The 20,706-nt window shown below is 48.8% G+C and carries 16 protein-coding genes; 7 read left to right on the top strand and 9 right to left on the bottom strand.

Annotated features, from left to right (window positions below; genetic code table 11):
• Window position 1: 1 nt before the first annotated feature.
• The 7 genes from ACXAFQ_RS10670 to ACXAFQ_RS10640 all read left to right on the top strand — a co-directional run bounded on the left by ACXAFQ_RS10670 (window position 2) and on the right by ACXAFQ_RS10640 (window position 7,497).
• Window positions 2–943 carry a nucleoside hydrolase gene (locus ACXAFQ_RS10670; protein WP_474821392.1) on the top strand — a complete coding sequence of 314 codons (942 nt, stop codon included), beginning with the start codon at window positions 2–4 and terminating at the stop codon, window positions 941–943.
• A 77-nt stretch (window positions 944–1,020) separates the two neighbouring features.
• A complete protein-coding gene (locus ACXAFQ_RS10665; RefSeq protein ID WP_474821388.1) occupies window positions 1,021–2,625 on the top strand; it encodes a GAF domain-containing protein in 1,605 nt (534 codons plus the stop codon).
• Window positions 2,606–3,214, top strand: a complete 609-nt coding sequence (locus ACXAFQ_RS10660; RefSeq protein WP_474821385.1) for a 5-formyltetrahydrofolate cyclo-ligase — start codon at window positions 2,606–2,608, stop codon at window positions 3,212–3,214. Before ACXAFQ_RS10665 ends, ACXAFQ_RS10660 begins: the two co-directional genes overlap by 20 nt.
• Window positions 3,215–3,333: 119 nt before the next feature.
• The gene (gene rpiA / locus ACXAFQ_RS10655) at window positions 3,334–3,990 is read left to right on the top strand and encodes a ribose-5-phosphate isomerase RpiA (RefSeq protein ID WP_474821381.1); all 657 of its coding nucleotides are present in this window, start codon (window positions 3,334–3,336) and stop codon (window positions 3,988–3,990) included.
• 143 nt (window positions 3,991–4,133) lie between these two features.
• Window positions 4,134–5,363 carry a phosphoglycerate dehydrogenase gene (serA, locus tag ACXAFQ_RS10650; protein WP_474821377.1) on the top strand — a complete coding sequence of 410 codons (1,230 nt, stop codon included), beginning with the start codon at window positions 4,134–4,136 and terminating at the stop codon, window positions 5,361–5,363.
• 207 nt (window positions 5,364–5,570) lie between these two features.
• On the top strand, window positions 5,571–6,692 hold the full coding sequence (locus ACXAFQ_RS10645; RefSeq protein ID WP_474821374.1) for a porin: 1,122 nt from the start codon (window positions 5,571–5,573) through the stop codon (window positions 6,690–6,692).
• A 1-nt stretch (window position 6,693) separates the two neighbouring features.
• Window positions 6,694–7,497 carry a substrate-binding periplasmic protein gene (locus ACXAFQ_RS10640; protein WP_474821371.1) on the top strand — a complete coding sequence of 268 codons (804 nt, stop codon included), beginning with the start codon at window positions 6,694–6,696 and terminating at the stop codon, window positions 7,495–7,497.
• A gap of 72 nt (window positions 7,498–7,569) precedes the next feature.
• On the opposite strand, the gene ACXAFQ_RS10635 is transcribed toward ACXAFQ_RS10640, so the two are convergent.
• The 9 genes from ACXAFQ_RS10635 to aceE form a co-directional block, all read right to left on the bottom strand.
• Window positions 7,570–8,313 carry a DUF481 domain-containing protein gene (locus ACXAFQ_RS10635; RefSeq protein WP_474821367.1) on the bottom strand — a complete coding sequence of 248 codons (744 nt, stop codon included), beginning with the start codon at window positions 8,311–8,313 and terminating at the stop codon, window positions 7,570–7,572.
• A gap of 178 nt (window positions 8,314–8,491) precedes the next feature.
• Window positions 8,492–9,313, bottom strand: coding sequence for a DUF481 domain-containing protein (locus tag ACXAFQ_RS10630; RefSeq protein ID WP_474821363.1), 822 nt, complete (start codon window positions 9,311–9,313; stop codon window positions 8,492–8,494).
• A 59-nt stretch (window positions 9,314–9,372) separates the two neighbouring features.
• Entirely contained in the window at window positions 9,373–10,191 is an 819-nt protein-coding gene (locus tag ACXAFQ_RS10625) for an HDOD domain-containing protein (RefSeq protein WP_474821359.1), read from the bottom strand.
• Between the two features lie 75 nt (window positions 10,192–10,266).
• Entirely contained in the window at window positions 10,267–10,548 is a 282-nt protein-coding gene (locus ACXAFQ_RS10620) for a DUF1289 domain-containing protein (RefSeq protein ID WP_474821355.1), read from the bottom strand.
• A gap of 173 nt (window positions 10,549–10,721) precedes the next feature.
• On the bottom strand, window positions 10,722–11,219 hold the full coding sequence (locus ACXAFQ_RS10615; RefSeq protein ID WP_474821351.1) for a hypothetical protein: 498 nt from the start codon (window positions 11,217–11,219) through the stop codon (window positions 10,722–10,724).
• A 3-nt stretch (window positions 11,220–11,222) separates the two neighbouring features.
• Window positions 11,223–14,291, bottom strand: coding sequence for an ammonium transporter (gene amt / locus ACXAFQ_RS10610; RefSeq protein ID WP_474821348.1), 3,069 nt, complete (start codon window positions 14,289–14,291; stop codon window positions 11,223–11,225).
• 140 nt (window positions 14,292–14,431) lie between these two features.
• A complete protein-coding gene (gene lpdA, locus ACXAFQ_RS10605) occupies window positions 14,432–15,850 on the bottom strand; it encodes a dihydrolipoyl dehydrogenase (RefSeq protein WP_474821346.1) in 1,419 nt (472 codons plus the stop codon).
• 143 nt (window positions 15,851–15,993) lie between these two features.
• Window positions 15,994–17,994, bottom strand: coding sequence for a pyruvate dehydrogenase complex dihydrolipoyllysine-residue acetyltransferase (gene aceF, locus ACXAFQ_RS10600; protein ID WP_474821344.1), 2,001 nt, complete (start codon window positions 17,992–17,994; stop codon window positions 15,994–15,996).
• Between the two features lie 20 nt (window positions 17,995–18,014).
• Window positions 18,015–20,681, bottom strand: coding sequence for a pyruvate dehydrogenase (acetyl-transferring), homodimeric type (gene aceE / locus ACXAFQ_RS10595; protein WP_474821342.1), 2,667 nt, complete (start codon window positions 20,679–20,681; stop codon window positions 18,015–18,017).
• Between the last annotated feature and the right edge of the window lie 25 nt (window positions 20,682–20,706).

Genomic DNA, 20,706 nt, shown 5'->3' with positions numbered 1-20,706 from the left:
TATGACTCACAAAATTATTCTCGATACCGATCCGGGTATCGATGATGCAATGGCGATATTTTTCGCCTTCCAACACCCTGAAATTGAAGTGCTGGGCCTGACCACCGTATTCGGAAACGTACCGGTAACCATGTCTGCCCGCAACGCGCTTACCCTGTGTGAACTGGCTGGTGAAGATATTCCAGTAACGCAAGGCGTAGGTATGCCATGGGTTGGACCAGAATCGGGTTATGCCCACTTCGTGCACGGCGACGACGGCTTTGGTAATACGTTCCCGGATGCGTCGAAGCGCGAACTGGACCCACGCAGCTCTGCACAATTTATTGTCGACATGGCGCGCCAGCATCCTGGTGAAATTACCATTGTTGCGATTGGCCCGCTGGGTAACCTGGCATTAGCACTGCGTCTTGAGCCTGAATTACCGAAGCTCATTAAAGGCGTAAGCATTATGGGTGGCGCGGCGTTTGTGCCGGGCAACGTAACCCCGGTAGCCGAAGCGAACATTTGGAACGATGCCCACGCCGCAGCGATTGTTTTTGCAGCCGACTGGAAAGTCACCATGTTTGGTCTGGATGTCACGCTGAAAACGCCATTCACGCCAGCATTTTTGGATGAGCTGGAAGCCCGCAACGACAAACTGGGCGGCTTTGTGAAAAAAGTATCGCAGTTTTATGTGGACTTCTATTCAGCCAACCGCGACGAGCGCGTGTGTTTCTTCCACGACTCGTTCCCGCTCGCTCACCTGGTTCACCCTGAGTACTTTGCTATTACCAGCGGTCACGCCCGTGTGGGTACCGGCGAACTGGATCGCGGTCAAACCGTTATTGCACCGGCTGGCTCTACGCCAAGCCCGCTTTGGAATGAAGCAAACATGGTTGACGTGGCAGTGGATGTTGACCACGAAAAATTGGAACAATTGTTCATCAGCACCTACGCTTTATAAGCTAAGGGGCGATATTTCCATTTTGAAAAGCGCCTCCGGGCGCTTTTTTTGTGACTTAAGGACAATCACGAGGATTTATGATCCAGCCCCCATTACCGGAAAATGAAGAGGCTCGCCTGGCCGAATTACTCAGTTACGGTGTTCTCGACACCCAAAGCGAAGACCTCCTTGATGATATTACCGCTCTGGCCTCGGAGATCTGCGAAACGCCAATCGCGCTGATCAGCTTGGTGGACCCAGACCGTCAGTGGTTTAAATCTAAAGTCGGTTTAGATGTCTGCGAGACCCATCGTAATATCTCATTCTGCGGCCACGCGATTTTGAAAGATGAATTGATGGAAGTGAACGATACCCTGCTCGACAAGCGCTTCCACGATAACCCGCTGGTTACCGGCGAGCCTAACATTCGCTTTTACGCAGGCACGCCGCTTGTTACGCCAACAGGCTACCCGCTGGGCACACTTTGCGCCATTGACCGAGAGCCTCGCACTTTCACCGACTTGCAACGCAATGCACTTGCTACATTAGGGCGTAGTGTTATTGCACACCTGGAATTACGTAAACAAAACCATGTTCTGAAACAGGTGAATACCCTCAAAGCCCGGTACCTGAGCGATATTAGCCACCGATTCAAAACCCCGCTGAAATCGATTTGTACATTCAGCAATTTGTTGCAGGAAGAATCTCGTGCATCGGCATTGCCACCTTTGTTTCGCCATTCACTAGGCCTGATTGAACAAAGTGGCCTCGGCCTGATGCGGGCGGTGAACAGTATTCTTGCTACCGAAGCTGTCGCTGGGGGCGTTGAACACGCCGAAACGGATTACACCCCCACCCGGCCTTTTTTCCATCATATCTTTCATAGCCTGGAAGGATTGGCAAAACAGAAGAACATGAAGTTTCGCGGTAAGCTCAATGGTAAAGTGCCTGAAAACGTGCTTTTGGATGAAACCCAACTGGGCAAAGTCATCATGAAAGTCACGGGTAATGCATTGCAATATTCGCAAAAGAACATGCCCATTGAGATGAGTGTGCATTACTACCACAATGAATTGATCATTACCGTTAGAGACAACGGCCACGGTATGTCTGATGAGCAATTGCTCGCTTTCGTGTCGAACCGACAGGATGGGGCGCTGCCTAAGCTTGTTGAAATAATGCGCGGTAAGCTTAAAGTAAAATCCGCACCGGGCGCGGGCACCTTAGTGACTTTCTCCGTTGTGGTAGAGCCTGTTCACACGAAATCGGCACAAGACAACAGTGAAGAGCCGGATGCTACACCTTCAGATTCAATAAAGAAAATAATGCCGCTACTAATGAAATCGCCACGCATTCTTTTTGTAGAGCAAGACGAGGCACATCAACAGGAAATGGTGACAACCCTGGCAGACGTCCGTTTGCAAGCCGACCTTGCCGACAACGAGCAACAAGCCATGGCGCTGATTGATACACAACCCTACGATTTAGTAATTATGTCGGTGTCTACCTGTAGTCACGCAACACTGGACAGGGTACGCAAGCAGCATCCCTGCACTCCCCTTGTCGCTATAAGTGACGAACTGTTTGTGGATGAAACCAGTAGGATACCTGCCGATCACGTCACCGCCCGGCCGTTGAATGGTGATACACTATCGCCAATCTTAAGCTTTTACCTGATAGCAGATGGCAAGTTTACCCAGTAAAGGATTATCCCGAGGCGATTTGCGCAAGCGCTTACGTACCCAGCGCAACAGCCTGACACCGGAAGCACAGCAAGACGCAGCCCACAAGCTCGCAAAACAGCTCACCAAGCTACCAGAATGGCAGCGGGCGAGTACAGTGGCGGCATACCTTGAAAACGACGGTGAGGTCGGTTTACAGGCGGTGATAAATTCAGCAAATCAGGCAGACAAAATCCTTAGTCTGCCTGTTATCCACCCTTTTAACCGCCAGCATTTGCTATTTCTGCGCTACCACCAAAACACCGTACTCACCCGAAACCGTTTCAATATCCAGGAACCGGTTTTGCGGTGCCCGGACGTGGTGCCCTTTTCCCATCACCAGCTTATTTTAATGCCGCTAGTGGGCTTCGACGCTGATGGGAATCGTTTGGGCATGGGCGGAGGCTTTTACGACCGCGTGCTGGCGCCTTACCGACATAGAAAGAACCGCCCCCTCCTTATTGGTACGGCCCACGATTGCCAACACGTTGATCATCTGCCAATCGAACCCTGGGATTTTCCACTCGATATGGTGATAACGCCGTCACAAGTGTTCAGACCAGCGCGATAATCTTTCACACGCCTTTGGCCCTTGCTCGCCAGGGCTTATAGTGATGTGCAGATTCAGAACAAAAATAAACAGGTTGCGCATTTTTCGGTTAAACTTCAGCAAAACTTTGGAGAAACCCTATGGATCAGAACGCAAAGAAAAAGGCGGTGGCCGAGGCGGCCGTAAAATATATTAAGGCTGACACCATTGTTGGCGTTGGTACAGGCTCAACAGTTAACTTTTTTATCGACGCGTTGGCAGAGATTAAACATACCATTATTGGTGCAGTCTCAAGTTCAGACGCCTCTACCGAACGCCTCAAGGCCCACGGTATTGAAGTGTTTTCGCTGAATGAGGTGGATACACTGGATGTGTATGTAGACGGCGCAGATGAAGTTACCGAACATAAACACATGATTAAAGGTGGCGGTGCAGCGCTGACCCGCGAAAAAATTGTGTCAGCCGTAGCAAAAACTTTTGTCTGTATTGTGGATGACAGCAAACAGGTTCCCGTACTGGGCAACTTCCCGCTGCCTGTGGAAGTCATACCCATGGCCCGTTCTTACGTGGCCCGCGAACTGGTAAAACTGGGCGGTGACCCGGTTTATCGAGAAGGCGTAATTACCGATAACGGCAACGTTATTTTAGACGTTCACAACTTGTCTATTGTTAACCCACGTGAACTGGAAACGACTATCAACGGGATTGTCGGCGTGGTCACCAACGGCATTTTTGCAAATCGCGGCGCCGATGTTGTGCTGGTCGCCACTGAAAATGGCGTACTCACGCTGGATTAATAAATCACAGTCGTTCATCGGAAGACGCTAAAAATTGGCGTTTTCCGACTAAATAGCACTTTTAACCACCAACGATATCTGTTATTTTGCCCGTATAGACGTCCAGATGTCTTTTTGCAACCAACTAACCGAGATGTGAGGCAATGAGTAAAGTATCCCTACCTAAGGACAAAATCCGTATTCTGCTGCTGGAAGGCGTTCACCAGAGCGCGGTGGAAACCCTGGCTAACAATGGTTACACCAACGTGGAGTATCTTAAGACCTCCCTGTCCGAAGAAGATCTCATCGAGAAAGTCAAAGATGTACATTTCATCGGCATTCGTTCTCGCACTCAAATCACCGAAGCCGTGGTTGAAGCAGCGCAAAAGCTGGTTGCTGTTGGCTGTTTCTGTATTGGTACCAACCAGGTTGATCTGGAAGCCACACAAATTCGTGGTATTCCGGTATTCAACGCACCGTTTTCCAACACCCGTTCAGTTGCTGAGCTGGTACTGGGTCAATTAATTCTGTTGCTGCGTGGCGTCCCTGCTCGTAATGCAAAAGCGCACCGTGGTGAATGGCAGAAAAATGCCGAAGGTTCTTACGAAGCGCGTGGTAAAACGCTGGGTATTATTGGTTACGGCCACATTGGTACACAGCTGAGCATTCTGGCTGAACACTTAGGTATGCGTGTACAGTTTTACGATATCGAAGACAAGCTGGTGCTGGGTAACTCGGTACAGATCAAGTCTCTTGATACACTACTGGAAACGTCTGACGTAATTTCTCTGCACGTGCCAGAAACCGACTCTACCAAAGACATGATTGGAAAAGACCAGTTCGCGAAAATGAAGAAAGGTGCCATCTTCATTAACGCTTCCCGTGGAACCGTTGTCGATATCGACGCCCTGGTAGACACCCTGGAAGCGGATCACATTGGTGGTGCGGCAGTAGATGTGTTCCCGGTTGAGCCGAAGTCTAACAACGAAGAATTTGAATCGCCACTGCGTAAATTCGATAACGTTATCTTGACTCCACACGTTGGTGGTAGCACGCAAGAAGCGCAGGAAAACATTGGTATTGAAGTGGCGGGTAAACTGGCGAAATACTCTGACAACGGTTCAACCTTATCTGCAGTTAACTTCCCTGAAGTTTCTCTGCCAGATCACCCAGGCCGTTCACGTCTGCTGCATATCCACGAGAACCGTCCGGGCGTGCTGAACCAAATCAACCAGACGTTCGCAGCGAAAGGCATCAATATCGCAGCACAATACCTGCAAACTGTTGCTGACATCGGTTATGTGGTAGTAGATGTTGAAGCCAACAAAGCGGAAGAAGGTTTACAGGAACTGCAACACATCGCGGGTACCATTAAAACCCGTTTGCTACACTGATCCTTCAGTTAGCCCATTCCCCTTGAAATCCGGTCTTTTGACCGGATTTTTTTGATCTATTAAACGTCAGTCTAACGGCTTTCCTCCCCGCGAGTGTGATCTTTCGCGAATTCCACAGAGTACTTTCATCAATAGTAATAAAACCTATTGCCAAGTGAATGCTGCACGATTTGCTTTGCAGACATACACCTTTAGCAAGGACTGCGAATGCTAAAACACACGTCTCTGTATCTTTCTCTCAGTGCGATCACCTTGTCTGCCTGGCCGGTGATGGCTGCCGATGACATGCCGTTCAACTTAGGTGGACACATTCGGGTTAACTATGGTCACCGCGATTGGCAAGCCCCTGCCATACGCGATGGTTTTGAGTTCGAATCGCTAAAACTCACCATCGACGGCGAATTCGACGACTTCTCATATAAAGCGGATTATCGCTGGTATGAAAACACCGATTTCAACACCGTGCGCTATGCTGATTTAACCTACCACTACGATGAATACCTCGATGTCACCGCTGGTATCACGAAGGTGCCCTTCGGCTTACAGCCCTTTGCGTCAAACAGCTTTTGGTTCTCGGGCAACTACTACCTGGGCTTCGAAGATGATTATGATGCTGGCGTAGTGGCGAAGTACGAACGCAGAAACTGGACCGTTCACGCGGCCTACTTTCTCAATGATGAATATAACGACGCAGCCAAATTTGGACGCTATTCCTTCGATGTGGCAGACGATGCAGAGTATCGCAATCAGGAAGATGGACAGTATAATCTTCGCGTAAATTACGCCGCACACATTATCCCTCGCACCACTACCGATGTGGGGGTGTCATTCCAGCAAGGTGATATTTTTAATTTCGATACCCAGCACAAAGGTGATATGACGGCGTATGCCGTTCACCTTCGTCATAGCCAAGACCCAATAAAAATTGAACTGCAATATCTCGACTACGATTACGACCTCGCTGTCCCAGAGGGACAGTTAACAGATCGGTTAGCCATGTCTTCCTTCGAGGCGCCTTTCTTAATGGCTAGTGCGGGTAAATCGTATATGGCAAACCTTGTCTACACACTCCCCGTAAGCTTCCGCTCGGTGTCTGACATTAAATGCTACAGTGAATACACACTCATTGAGCCCGACGTGGAAAATGGCCGTGACAGCACGCAGTGGGTTAACGGTTGCAGCTTTGGCTGGTCGAAGCTATTTGTTTATGTTGATAGCATTCAAGGAAAGAACATGTGGTTTTCTGGCGGCTCGGGCATTGGGCTCGACTTTGCAGACGACCCGCAAAGCACTCACCGATTAAATATCAGTATGGGGATCTATTTCTAACATGCTTAAATCACTACTCATTAAGGCAAGCTTACTGACATTGGCTCTCATGCCTGCCCTTTCACAAGCTCACACGTGGATGACAATTCGCATCGCCACTACCGAATACGCGCCCTATACATCCTCTGAGATGGAGCATGAGGGCTATATGAATCACATTATCAGCGAAGCCTTTCTGGAAACTGGCGTTGAAGTAGAATTCGTATCCTTAAGCTGGGATGAAGCTTTAGAAGGTGCATTAAGCGGTAAGTTTGATGCGGTGTCTTACGGTAATTATGTTCGAGAGCGGGAAGATGAATTCTGGCACAGCGAACCGATTACCTCTGAAAACCTGGTGTTTTACGCGAATAATGCGTCTGGCCCGCGGATGTGGTCTGCCTTGTCTGACATGAAAGACTTTAAAATGGGGATCACCGAAGACTACCTGTACAACAACGAATTGGCTGCCTACATCAAAGAAGGCAAAAATGTGGTTGAAGCAAAAACCGATGTAGACAACTTTAATGCTCTCATCGACGGCGACATTGATGTATTTCCTATCGATGAGCTAACAGGCTGGTATTTGCTGGAGCGGGATTTCAATGATGCAGAACGTGACGAAATCATCGCTATCGAACCCATTCTTTCCACGGTAACCACGCACTTGTTGGTGCCCAAAGGCCGGGATAATCGCTTGGTGCTGGAGCTTTTCAATAAAGGGCTGCAAGAGCTTAAACGTGACGGTTCTTTGGACAAATTTAAGCGATTACTGCGGGAAGGCTATTATCAAGATCCGAAAAAGCCAGTGGATTTTGACAGACGCTAAACCAAGATTTCAGGCATGAAAAAGCCCGGTTAACCTAAGCAAGGTTACCGGGCTTTTTGCTATTGCTACAACTTAGAAGAAGCTATAAACCAGTGTTACTGCTGTGGCAGTGTCCAGCTTTTCAACACCTTCGTTAACCGTAGAGTTGTGATCAAGCTTAACCGACAACTTCATAGAAAGGTTACCGCTAATGGTAGCTGAAAGCGCTGATTCCGCACGAGATTTAGTATTCTCGCTACCCACCTCGGTACTGACCGTTTGGGTAAATTTAGCGGTATCAGAAATCAACCATTCAAAGGCACCAGAAGCACGAACGATGAAGCTGTTCTGTTCAACGTCTTCCTGTGTTTCAGCCCACGAATAACCCGGACCCACTGAGTATTCAAGAGAGGTTGTATCGTTTTCCCAAAGCTTTTGGTTCCAACCCGCAGCCAATGTTGACTGATAGTTGTAACTGCTGAAGCGGTCATCTTCGTATGAAGCAAATCCGAACAGGCGGTAATCAGGGTTTTCCAGTTTGTAGTTACCCTGGCCTGATGCGAAAAACTTCTGCGCAGACGTGCGGTTTACTTCTTCCTCATCAACCTCAACGGTTTCCTCTTTGTACAACCCTTCCAGCGTATAGTCGTTGCTCCATTTATCTAACTCCTGGTGGCCCACTAAAGACGCGTTAATTGACGTAGTCTCAGTGTTACCTGAAGTAAAGATAAAACCCAGTCCACCTTCAAGTGTGAACGGCTTAACGTCATCCTGTGCCATTACTGAAGTGGAGCCAAGAGCGGTGAGCAGAGCAACTGCTAAAACTTGCTTTTTCATTTGTATTCCTAATATAGGTTTCCATCACGCCGGTTTGTTGTACTTCTCTATCAACCTTTTAAATCCGACTTAGCGTAAATCATCCGTGATAGTGATTGTTCCCCGTCCCAAAGCGAAGTGCCGTTCCGGTGGCACTGCTAGTAGCGCGCTGTCGTTCAGCGACGTCTTTTATTATTTTTTAAAAAAACCGGTAAACGATAGATACCGAAGTTTCTGTGTTTAACCCTTCCACATCTTCCAAAGGAGACGTTTCATAGGCCAAATTGAAAGAAAGCTTCATTGCCAGAGAATCAAACAAGTTTGCAGACAACGCGGTGGTTGAACGGGTTTTGATATTCTCCGCTCCCACCTCAGCACTCAGGAACTGTCGTAACTGGGCACCGGTATTCCACATGTATTGATACTCGCATGAAGCCCGGGCGATAAACCCGTTATTTACGTTAGATTCAGTGCCATCTTCAACAGAAACGAAGGCATAGCCCGGACCGACGCTGTAAACAAAAGAGCTTTCGTCTTCGTTCCACATACGTTGCGACCACCCGGCTGCCAGCGACGCACGATAATCGTAACCGTTAAAACGGTCGTTCTCATAATCGGCGTACATGAAAGTACGTTGTCCCGGCGTCATAAGTTTATAATCAAATTGCGCAGCGCCAAAAAAACGCTGAGCGGTGACTTCGCTGGTTTCTTCGCCGTCGTCATTTTCAGTTTTACTTTGCTTATAAAGTAACTCTGCGGCGTAATTGTTGTTCCAACGTGCGGTTTCATGCTCAGAGCGCAAAGCGGCCTTCAATGAATTCGCGTTGGTATTACCTTTTGCGGCCAGCAAACCGAGTTCACCATCGAGGGTAAAACGCGGCTGTCCACCATCACCGATTTCGCCGAAATCGGTATGATACAGCGTTTGGATCAGGTTTCTATCGGCAGCCTGAGCCGTACACAGGCAGCCCGACAAACAGGCAGTCGCCAGTAGAAACCGGGTTATAAACGGATTTAACATGTTATATTTTTTTATTTAGCGCACTTGTTAAGAACCGTCCCTGGCGATTGATCATATTCTTACAGGATTAATGCAGATACCTTGAAGGTCTCTTGATCCGCGAATGCGATTGCATTACCCAGGGTCTCTCCCTGAACCACTAATTTATTAGTTATCTCAGGTGTGACAAGTTCAATCTCACCGTAATCTGCGTGCAGATTTTGACGAATTGTAACCCGCATTGAAGCGGCCAACAAACCAATATCCACATCTTCAGCTTGTTTATTACTTATGTGAACATTTTTTACCGGGTAATAAAGCGGCCTAGGCAGCTGCCAACGTTCCATGATCTCACCTGAGCATGCCGCAAAGGTAAATCCAAAATGGGTTTGCTGCTTCTCCCATGGCAAAAGTGCACTGTCATCTGCGCGGTATTTCAGATAACGCTCGGGATCTTTCTTTGCCACCACTAGCTCGCCAAAATGCGCCAAGATTCCCATGGCAAAAAACCGCTCATCCCCTCTCAATCCTGTGTGTCTGGCCAGATACTTTGCCAACATGCCGTTGTACACCGATACCTGCCAATGATTGGCCAGATTAATATACTCACTGCTGAAATGACTGAAAGCAGAATTGGCCGTTTCAGCAATAACCAGATTGTACAAGGCTTCACCACCAATAACGTTAACAGCCTTGGTGATAGAATCGATTTGAGACGGAAAACGAAAGAGCGCACTGTTCGCTAACCGGAGAATCTTAGCGGTTAATGATGGGTCAATCGCAATCAATTGCCCCACGTCATGCATGTCAGAACGTGCATCATCTAAGACTTCTCTGATTTTTACGCAGACAGTGGGGAATGTGAAGGACTGAGAAGCAAACTTTACATACTTTTCCATAAACGATGCACTTACCTGATTTGTTATTCTGATGCGTTTGCAATTCAACGTCGATTCAGACGCTGTACATGGGTGCTAGTCGCCTTCGGGGAACAAAGACTGTTGCTCTGGCGTATCTACACCGCCTGCGCTACCTGCATCATTAGATTGACGCAGGGCCAACGCTTTGCGACGCTGACAAGCACGAATGATAGTGCGTTTGGCAGCATCGTCTATTTTCAGCCAGTACAAGCGCTCATCCCGGCTACGATAGCAACCTAAACAATAACCCTTTGGCCCAGACTGGCATACACCCACGCAAGGACTGGGTACCGCAAAGATTTCTAGTTGATCAGGGTGATGTGCTTTTACCGCCATCTTTTACCTATTTGACTCATCAACACGCTTCTCTGCCAGTTCGTTGTGAAACAGTGTAGACGCTAAGCTACCCGCACCGCAATCAGATGCGGTCAGATTCAATGTCTTTACGATAACAACCTTAGCCAGATTAATGTGTGAAAGCGGCTTTTACGTGTAAGAATTGTGATGAATTATGTCGATGCCTCGGGCTGCTTTGGATTATCAAAATACCTTTCTCGCTCATGGATAACGATCCAGCCATCGATGTAGATACTCTTTGGGCGTCTGACATCGTAAATAATGCCTTGTTCAAACCAATCAACCACTTTTTCTGATGCGATGCTCAGTGTGCCGTCGCGGTAGAAATTTCGCAGTAAAAGCGGCCTATCGAACTGCATGTGCGTGCGTGGCGATACGGGCTTAGTAAAGGCAATATTCCCCACTTTAAAAGTGATATTCTCTTCGCCGGTATTCAGCACTTTCATAGGAATATAGCGGAAGCGCTTGTCGGACTCAGGATCGATAGCCTGATAGTCGATAAACACGAAGTCACTTTTGCGCAGCTCGTGGATGAGCGTCTGAGCCTGCCAGGACTGATACTGTAGGTAAAGCAGGTAAGCAACCAACAATCCCAAGATAACCAGGACATCGTTGTAAAGTTTTATGAGCCTCCATGCTTTCTCGCGCATTATTTATTCTCCGTCGTTTGTCTCCAATGTACCTTCTGCGCATTTATTAAACAACTGTTCTATGGCCTTCGGATCAGACGGACGATGGAAAAAATAGCCTTGAAATTCGTCACAACCATTCGTTTGCAGGAAATCAAACTGCGCCTGATTTTCCACGCCTTCGGCAATGGTGGTGAATCCAAGTGTTTCCGCAAGGCCGATAATAGTTGCACATATTTTTGAATCTTCCGGTGACGAGGCGCACTCGTCCACAAAGGAGCGGTCAATTTTAAGAATATCCACCGGCAGTGCTTTTAGGTAATTCAGCGAAGAATAGCCGGTACCGAAATCGTCGATGGCGATTTTAATACGCATCCCCCGAAGGGCATTAAGGACTTCTGAGCAGCGCTCTAAATCACTCAGGAATACCCCTTCTGTGACTTCAATTTCAAGCTGTTTGCCACTGATCCCGTGTACATTCATCGCACTCTTTATAAACGTAAGCAGCTCCCCGGATAGCAGATGTTTGCCGGAAATATTCACCGCAACCCGGGGAGCAGCAAAGCCATCAGCATGCCATTCGGCAATCTGAGTAAATACCATTTCAATAATTTTCTTTTCCAGCGGAATAATTAGCCCTGCTTCTTCAGCCAGTGGAATAAACTGAGCCGGACTCACCTGCTCACTGGTTTTAGTTTTCCATCTCACCAGCGACTCAATGCCTACAATTTCCATGTTGTGATTTACTTTCGGCTGGTAAACCATGTAGAACTCGTCGTCACGGATGAGTGCCTGACGCATGGCCTGCTCATAGTTAAAGTCCTGAGAGGCCTTGTTCGCCATCTCAGAACGAAATGCCTTATAATTATCACGACCATCCTGCTTGGCGTAATACATGGCAATATCCGCCTGCTGGATGAGACTTTCCGGTGTCACATTAGACTCGTCGCACAGGGTAAATCCAACACTGGTAGGGATCTTAAGCTCCTGCCCTGCCAGGGTGACGGGTTCTCTCATGCTAATAAGAATTTTTTCTGCCAGCGCCTCTACAGCCGACTGATTAAGTCCCCCGGTAATATAAAGCACAAATTCATCGCCGCCCCAGCGAGCGATGACGTCGTCATCCCGTGTCACTGAGCGCAGGCGTCTTGCGACCTCAATGAGTAACTCATCGCCAGCTTTATGACCCAGCGTATCGTTAACCTTTTTAAACCGATCAAGATCGAGGAAAAATACACACACCGAGGGCTGAATCGCTGACATCTGCTTCAGGGCCTTTTCCAGACATTCCAGAAAATAGGTGCGATTGAATAAACCCGTGAGGGGATCGCTGTAGGCTAGCTGTCTGAGCTTGTCCTGTACTTTACGCTGACGGGTCACATCACGGATATGAAGGGTAAACTCCTGCTTCCAGGGTTCTGTTGCTCCCGCGCCGGTGACCGTTATTTCCGCGGGAAAGGTATCCCCGCTGCTGCGGCAAAGCAGAAGTGTATTCCGGCGATTGATCAGCAGGCCCACGGAGGCGGTAAACTTGTGCTCAAGACTGGTATAAATCGCCTGACGGTGCTTTGCGGGCACCATCAGCTCAACAAAATTCTGACCGATGACCTGAGCCCGCAAACTGGCAAAGGTGCGTTCTGCGGCAGGATTAAACTCACAGATGGTTCCGTTCCGATCGAGAGTAATAATACTGTCCATGGAAGAGTCGAGGATGGCCGTTTTACGCTGCTCACTGGACCGGTAGTCTTCGAGCGCCTGCTGACGCTGATCGATTTCCGTTTGTACCCGTCCGATAACCCGGTTGTATTCCTGGGCAATCTGACCGACTTCGGTGAAGGGTTCTACCGGCATCCGGCGGTTAAAGTTGCCCTGACGGGACTGGGTTTTCATTACCCTCAGCAAATCGATAATTTCAGTAGAAGCCTGGTGCTCAGAAATGTTCATGCCCAACAGCTCGTCACGGGCCGACACCCTTAATGGAATGACCCTTTTCAGCGCCAGCAGGATACCCAGGGACGAAACAAAACTGAAAAATCCAATGACGGTGATGCCCAGCAGCTGCACACCGAGGAAACCTGCCAGCGATAATCCTTCCGGCAACACAGCAACGCAAAAAGGAACCGCAAGGGTGCCAAATATACCGGCTCCCAGGTGGACCGGCACCACACAAAGCACATCATCAATTTTATATCTTTCCAGCAGCTCGACACCCAATACCATTATCAAAGCGCCACCAATGCCGATGAGCATAGTCGCTAGCGGCGAGGCGACGTCAGCTGATGCGGTGATGGCAACCAGACCCGCGATCACGCCGTTTAACATATACGAGACATCCACGTAGCCGAACAGCATTCTGCAAACCAGTGTGGCAATCAGACCTCCCCAGGCCCCGGCCAGGCAGGTATTAAAAATTATCGCGGGCACATATTCATCCAACGCCAGCGCACTACCGCCGTTAAAACCGAACCAGCCTAACCAGATGAGTAAGGTACCGAGAACCGAAAAGGGCATGTTGCTGGCTGAGGGTTGCCGACGCCCTTTTGTGAAGCGTCCTAATCGCGGACCGATAACGATGATTGCCGCCAGTGCTACCCAGCCACCAACGCTGTGAACAACGGTAGAGCCGGCGAAGTCAACAAACCCCAGACTTTCAAGCCAGCCCTGATTTTCAGCATTAAATAATGATGCCCAGGCCCAGTGACCAACAAGCGGATAAATCAAACAGCAGAGAATGACTGAAATGGCAATGTAGCCACTGAATGACATGCGTTCAGCCACCGCACCAGACATCAGCGTAGCGGCAGTACCACAAAACATGAGTTGAAACAGGAAGAAACTGTATTGCCAGGCGGTATGCTGTGCACCAAAAAAGAACTCGCTCGCACCAACAATGCCGTCAGCAGAATCACCAAACATGACACCAAACCCGAAAGCCCAGAATGCAACGGCGGCAATAATAAAATCAGAAAGGTTCTTAGCAGCAACATTGATATTGTTTTTACTACGAATTTTCCCGGATTCGAGGCATAAGAAACCTGCCTGCATGAGAAAAACAAGAAATGCTGAAGCCAGCAACCACGCGGATTCTGCCAAAGATTGTCCCTGATTTTAAATTTTGTTTAGGATGATGCAATTAACATACACTAAATTGATTATTAACAGAATTCTTCTGTTTTCCTACAGGCATAAAAAAACGAGGCCGAAGCCTCGTTTTTATTAACCGTTTAAAGCGCTTATTTCTTTTTCGCTTTCGGGTTAGGCAGGTCAGTGATGCTGCCTTCGAAAATTTCACACGCCAGACCGATTGACTCGTTCAGCGTTGGGTGAGCGTGAATAGTCAGACCGACATCTTCTGCATCAGCGCCCATTTCGATAGCCAGGCCGATTTCGCCCAGCATCTCACCGGCATTGGTACCCACCATTGCGCCACCGATAACACGTGCTGTGTCTTTATCGAAGATCATCTTGGTCATACCGTTGGTTGCATCAGAGGCGATTGCACGACCAGAAGCAGCCCACGGGAAAGTGGCTGTTTCATAGTTGATGCCCTGCTCTTTCGCTTCTTTTTCAGTCAGACCAACCCAGGCAACTTCTGGCTCAGTGTAGGCAACTGAAGGAATGCAACGCGGGTCGAAGTAGTGCTGTTTACCGGCAATAACTTCTGCTGCCACGTGGCCTTCGTGAACGGCTTTGTGCGCCAGCATAGGCTGACCAACCAGGTCACCGATAGCGAAGATATGGTCAACGTTAGTCTTCATCTGCTTGTCTACATTGATGAAACCACGGTCATCAACATTAACGCCAGCAACGTCTGCGCCTACCAGTTTTCCGTTAGGACGACGACCAACAGCAACCAGTACCTTGTCGTAGCGTACGGCTTCTGCAGGGGCGTTCTTGCCTTCGAAAGTTACATACAGGCCATCATCTTTTGCTTCAACCGCGGTCACTTTGGTTTCCAGCATGATGTTGAACTTGTCTTTATAGTCTTTCATGAAGACTTTCATAATGTCTTTGTCAGCAGCAGGGATCAGCTGGTCAAGGAACTCAACCACGTCAATTTTCGCACCCAGCGCTTCGTAAACAGTACCCATTTCCAGACCGATGATACCACCGCCCAGAACCAGCATTTTTTCTGGAATGTCTTTCATTTCCAGCGCGCCGGTTGAATCGATTACGCGGTCATCTTCAGGGATGAAAGGCAGAGATACTGGCTCTGAACCCGCAGCGATGATCGCTTTTTCGAAAGTAATGGTGGTTTTACCGTCGTTACCTTCTACTTCCAGGGTGTTTGCACCGGTAAATTTGCCGTAGCCCTGAACATGCTTAACTTTACGCATTTTAGACATGCCAGCCAGACCTTTAGTCAGTTGGCCAACAACGCCGTCTTTATAAGAGCGGATTTTGTCCAGATCGATTTCAGGCTCGCCAAACGTCACACCGTGAGATGACAGGTGTTTAGCTTCTTTGATCACTTTAGCGACATGCAGCAGGGCTTTTGAAGGGATACAGCCTACGTTCAAACATACCCCACCCAACGTTTCACGGGCGTCTACGATAACGGTTTCAATACCTAAATCAGCAGCGCGGAAAGCGGCGGAATAACCACCAGGTCCTGCGCCCAATACTACTAACTGCGTTTTTATTTCGCTCATTGTGACCTCAAATCTGTCCAAATATTTGATAACTATGTGTTACGGATTGTAACTAGGGCTGTTAATGCCTGTAAAGCCGATACGGCTTTATGATCATAAAAATCACGAAGGGGAGGTATTTATTCCCTCCCCTTCACTTTTTTCTACAGCAGCATCTGGCGCATATCTTCCAGAACTGCTTTTAAGTGTACAGCAAAGCGTGCTGCCACCGCGCCGTCAATAACACGATGGTCGTATGACAGTGATAACGGCACCATCAAACGCGGTTCAAACTCTTTACCATTCCACTTAGGTTTAATGTCGCTCTTCGACACACCCAGGATAGCAACATCCGGCGCATTTACGATTGGCGTAAATGCCGTACCACCGATACCGCCAAGGCTTGAGATGGTGAAACAGCTACCTTGCATATCTGCAGCTTTCAGTTTGCCATCACGTGCCTTCACACTGATTTCCATCAACTCTTTGGAAATCTCCATGATGCCTTTCTTATCAACATCACGGACAACCGGCACGACCAGGCCTCCCGGAGTATCTACCGCTATACCGATATGGTAGTACTTCTTCTGAATTAAAGACTCACCGTCGGCAGAAAGTGAAGTATTAAATACCGGATACGCTTTCAGCGCATCGGCAACCGCCTTCATCATGAATACCAGAGGCGTGATTTTAACGCCCAGCTTGCGCTTCTCGGCAATCTTGTTCTGGTCTTTACGGAAGTTTTCCAGATCAGTGATATCTGCTTCTTCAAACTGCGTTACATGTGGGATGGTTACCCAGTTGCGGTGCAGGTTAGGACCAGAAATCTTCTGAATACGGGTTAACGGCTTCTCTTCAATTTCACCAAACTTGGAGAAATCAACTTTAGGCTGTGCAATAACCTGCAGACCACCACCGCCGTTGCCGGAAGATACTGAACCAGCAGTAGCTTTCGGACGTGACAGCTCATGTTTCACATAAGACTGTACGTCTTCTTTTACAATACGCCCTTTACGACCGCTCGCGTCAACCTGAGTGAGGTCAACACCAAATTCACGGGCCAGACGACGTACGGACGGAGACGCATGCACTTTACCAGACTTAGGCTTATTGCCTGCAGACGGGTGATGCGGAACCGGTGGTGCTTTCTGCTGTGGCGCTTGTGCAGCCGGAGCTGGAGCAGATGCCGCAGGTTTGCTTTCAGCTTTTGGAGCAGCAGGTTTCGCCGCACCTTTTACTTTCAGCATAATGACCGGCGTGCCCTGAGACGCTTTGTCGCCCTGCTTGATAAGCAGTTTGGTAACAGTACCGGCTTTAGGCGCTGGTACGTCCATGGTCGCTTTGTCAGTTTCCAGCGTGATCAGGCCGTCTTCCGCTTCCACGGTGTCGCCTTCAGCAACCAGAATTTCGATAACGTCTACGTCAGTATCGCCACCGATATCAGGAACCTGAACTTCAATTTCTTCTTCTGCAGCTTCTTCAGCAGGCGCTTCTTCTGCTGCCGGGGCAGATTCTGCAGCTGGCGCAGGCGTTTCCTCCGGTGCTGATTCCTGTGCAGGTGCAGCAGCTTCGCCACCGCCCACTTCCAGTGTTAGAACCAGAGAGCCTTCAGACACCTTGTCGCCCTCTTTTACTTTCAGGCTAACCACTTTACCTGCCTGCGGCGAAGGTACGTCCATGGTTGCTTTGTCAGTTTCCAGGGTGATCAGGCCATCTTCCGCTTCAACAGAATCGCCTTCAGCGACCAGAATTTCAATAACGTCTACATCAGCAGCGTCACCGATATCCGGTACAGTCACTTCAATAACAGATGAGCCGCCTGAAGCAGCCGGAGCTGCTTCCTGCCTAGGCGCTTCTTCTTTTGGTGCTTCCGCTTTTGGTGCTTCAGCAGGCTTTTCTTCAGCTGCAGGCGCACTGTCAGCAGCACCCGCCGCTTCTAGTTTCGCCAGCAAATCGCCTTCGGAGATCTTATCGCCAACTTTAACACTCAGCTCAGATACCTTACCGGCAAACGGTGCAGGGATATCCATGCTGGCTTTGTCGCTTTCTACTGTAACCAGTGCGTCTTCCGCTTCTACGGAATCACCCACTGCTACGCAAATTTCGATTACTTCTACCGAATCTTCACCCAGATCCGGTACCAGTACGTCTTTAATATCTGCCATGTTCGTTAGTCTCCCTTAGCTTATGCGTAAAGTGGGTTAACTTTCTCGGCATCAATACCCAGATCTGTCATCGCTTTTGACAGTGTCTTGGCATCAACAGAACCCGCCTTGTACAGTTCATACAATGCAGCGTAAGTCACGTATGCAGCGTCTACTTCGAAGTGACGACGCAGATTCGCACGGCTGTCAGAACGACCGAAACCATCAGTACCCAGTACACGGTAAGCGCCTGGCACGAAGTCACGTACTTGCTCGCCGTAGTTCTTGATGTAGTCAGTTGCAGTGATAGTCGGGCCATCGTTACCTTCGCTGAGTACTTCTGTGATGTAAGGTACTTTCGCTGTCGCTTCAGGGTGCAGCATATTGTGACGGTCACAGTTTTGACCATCGCGTGCCAGTTCGTTGAATGACGTTACACTGTAAACTTCTGCTTCTACGCCGTAGTCAGACGCCAGTTTCGCAGCCGCTTCGCGCACTTGCTCAAGGATGGTACCAGAACTCAGCAGTTTCACTTTCTTATCGCTGCTGCCCACAGTATCCAGCTTGTAGATACCTTTAACGATACCTTCTTCAACGCCTTTAGGCATTTCAGGCTGCTTGTAGTTTTCGTTCATTACTGTCAGGTAGTAGAACACGTCTTCCTGATCTTCCAGCATACGACGCAGACCGTCTTGAACGATAACAGCAACTTCGTAACCGTAAGTTGGGTCGTAGCTCACACAGTTCGGGATTAATGCCGCCTGGGTATGAGAGTGACCATCTTGGTGCTGCAGACCTTCGCCGTTCAGCGTTGTACGACCAGCAGTTCCACCAACAAGGAAACCACGGGTACGTGAGTCACCTGCTGCCCACGCCATATCGCCAACACGCTGGAAACCGAACATGGAGTAATAGATATAGAAAGGTACCATTGGCAGGTCGTTAGTGCTGTAAGAAGTACCTGCTGCTAACCACGATGCCATTGCACCCAGTTCGTTGATACCTTCCTGCAGTACCTGACCTTTCTGGTCTTCACGGTAATAAGCAACCTGATCAGAATCCTGTGGTTCGTATTTCTGACCTTGTGAAGAGTAAATACCCACCTGACGGAACAGACCTTCCATACCGAAAGTACGGGCTTCATCTGGAATGATAGGTACGATGCGCTTACCGATTTGCTTGTCTTTAAGCAGTGCAGTCAGTACACGTACGAACGCCATTGTGGTAGAGATTTCACGGTCGCCAGAACCTTTAGTGATCGCGTCGAACGCTTTCATTGCTGGCGCTGGTAAATCTTCAGACGCTTTAGCACGACGTACCGGCATGTAACCATGCAGGGCTTCACGACGGGCGCGCAGATATTTCATCTCTTCGCTGTCTTCGTCGAACTTGTAGTACGGCAGATCAGCTAATGCTTCGTCAGATACAGGGATGTTGAAACGATCGCGATACTGCTTAACCGCGTCTTTATCCATTTTCTTAACCTGATGGGCAATGTTCTTACCTTCACCAGATGCACCCATACCGTAACCTTTAACGGTTTTAGCCAGAATTACCTGTGGGCGACCTTTAGTTTTAGTGGCACGGTCGTAAGCTGCATAAACTTTAACCGGATCGTGACCACCACGGTTCAAACGCCAGATGTCTTCATCTGACATATTAGAAACCATTTCTTTCAGCTCTGGATATTTACCGAAGAACTTCTCACGGGTGTACGCGCCGCCTTTAGCTTTACAGTTCTGGTATTCACCATCGATGGTCTCGTTCATCAGATCAAGCAGTTTGCCTGATGTGTCGCGGGCTAGCAGAGGATCCCAGTAGCGACCCCAGATAACCTTGATAACTTCCCAGCCAGCGCCACGGAAGGTACCTTCCAGTTCCTGGATAATTTTGCCGTTACCACGTACAGGGCCATCAAGACGCTGCAGGTTACAGTTGATAACGAAAGTCAGGTTGTCCAGGCCTTCGCGAGCTGCAAGACCGATAGCACCCAAGCTTTCCGGCTCATCACACTCACCGTCACCCATGTAGCACCATACGCGCTGTTCAGAACAGTCTTTAATACCGCGATCAGTCAGGTACTTGAGGAAGCGGGCCAAATAAATCGCCTGCATTGGACCTAAGCCCATAGAAACAGTCGGGAACTGCCAGAAGTCAGGCATTAATTTAGGGTGTGGGTAAGAAGACAGACCTTTGCCGTCTACTTCCTGACGGAAACCATCTAGTTGTTCTTCGGTCAGACGACCTTCAATGTATGCACGGCTGTAGATACCTGGTGAAACGTGACCCTGGTAAAGTACGAAGTCACCGCCGTCTTTTTCGTTTGGTGCACGGTAGAAGTGGTTGAAGCCCACATCATACAGCATGGCAGAAGACGCGAAGCTTGAAATGTGACCGCCCAGCTCTAAGTCTTTCTTAGAACCACGCAGAACCATCATCAGGGCATTCCAACGCAGGGCGTTACGGATTTTGCCTTCAATAGTCTGGTCACCAGGCATGGTTGGTTCTTGCCCCGGTGGAATCGTGTTGATGTAAGCCGTGGTTGCGTCGTACGGCAAGTGGGCACCATTTCTGCGTGCTTTCTCAATCAGTGATTCTAATAAAAAGTGCGCTCTTTCAACGCCTTCTTCTTCTAATACTGACTCTAACGACTCCAGCCATTCTTGTGTTTCTTGTGGATCCACATCTTGGTGCATCATTTCAGTCATGGTGCCATCCTATTGTTGCTGATAG

This window comes from Alteromonas sp. ABH2_165 (assembly GCF_056159945.1).
This window is presented reverse-complemented; position numbering and strand designations above follow the sequence as displayed.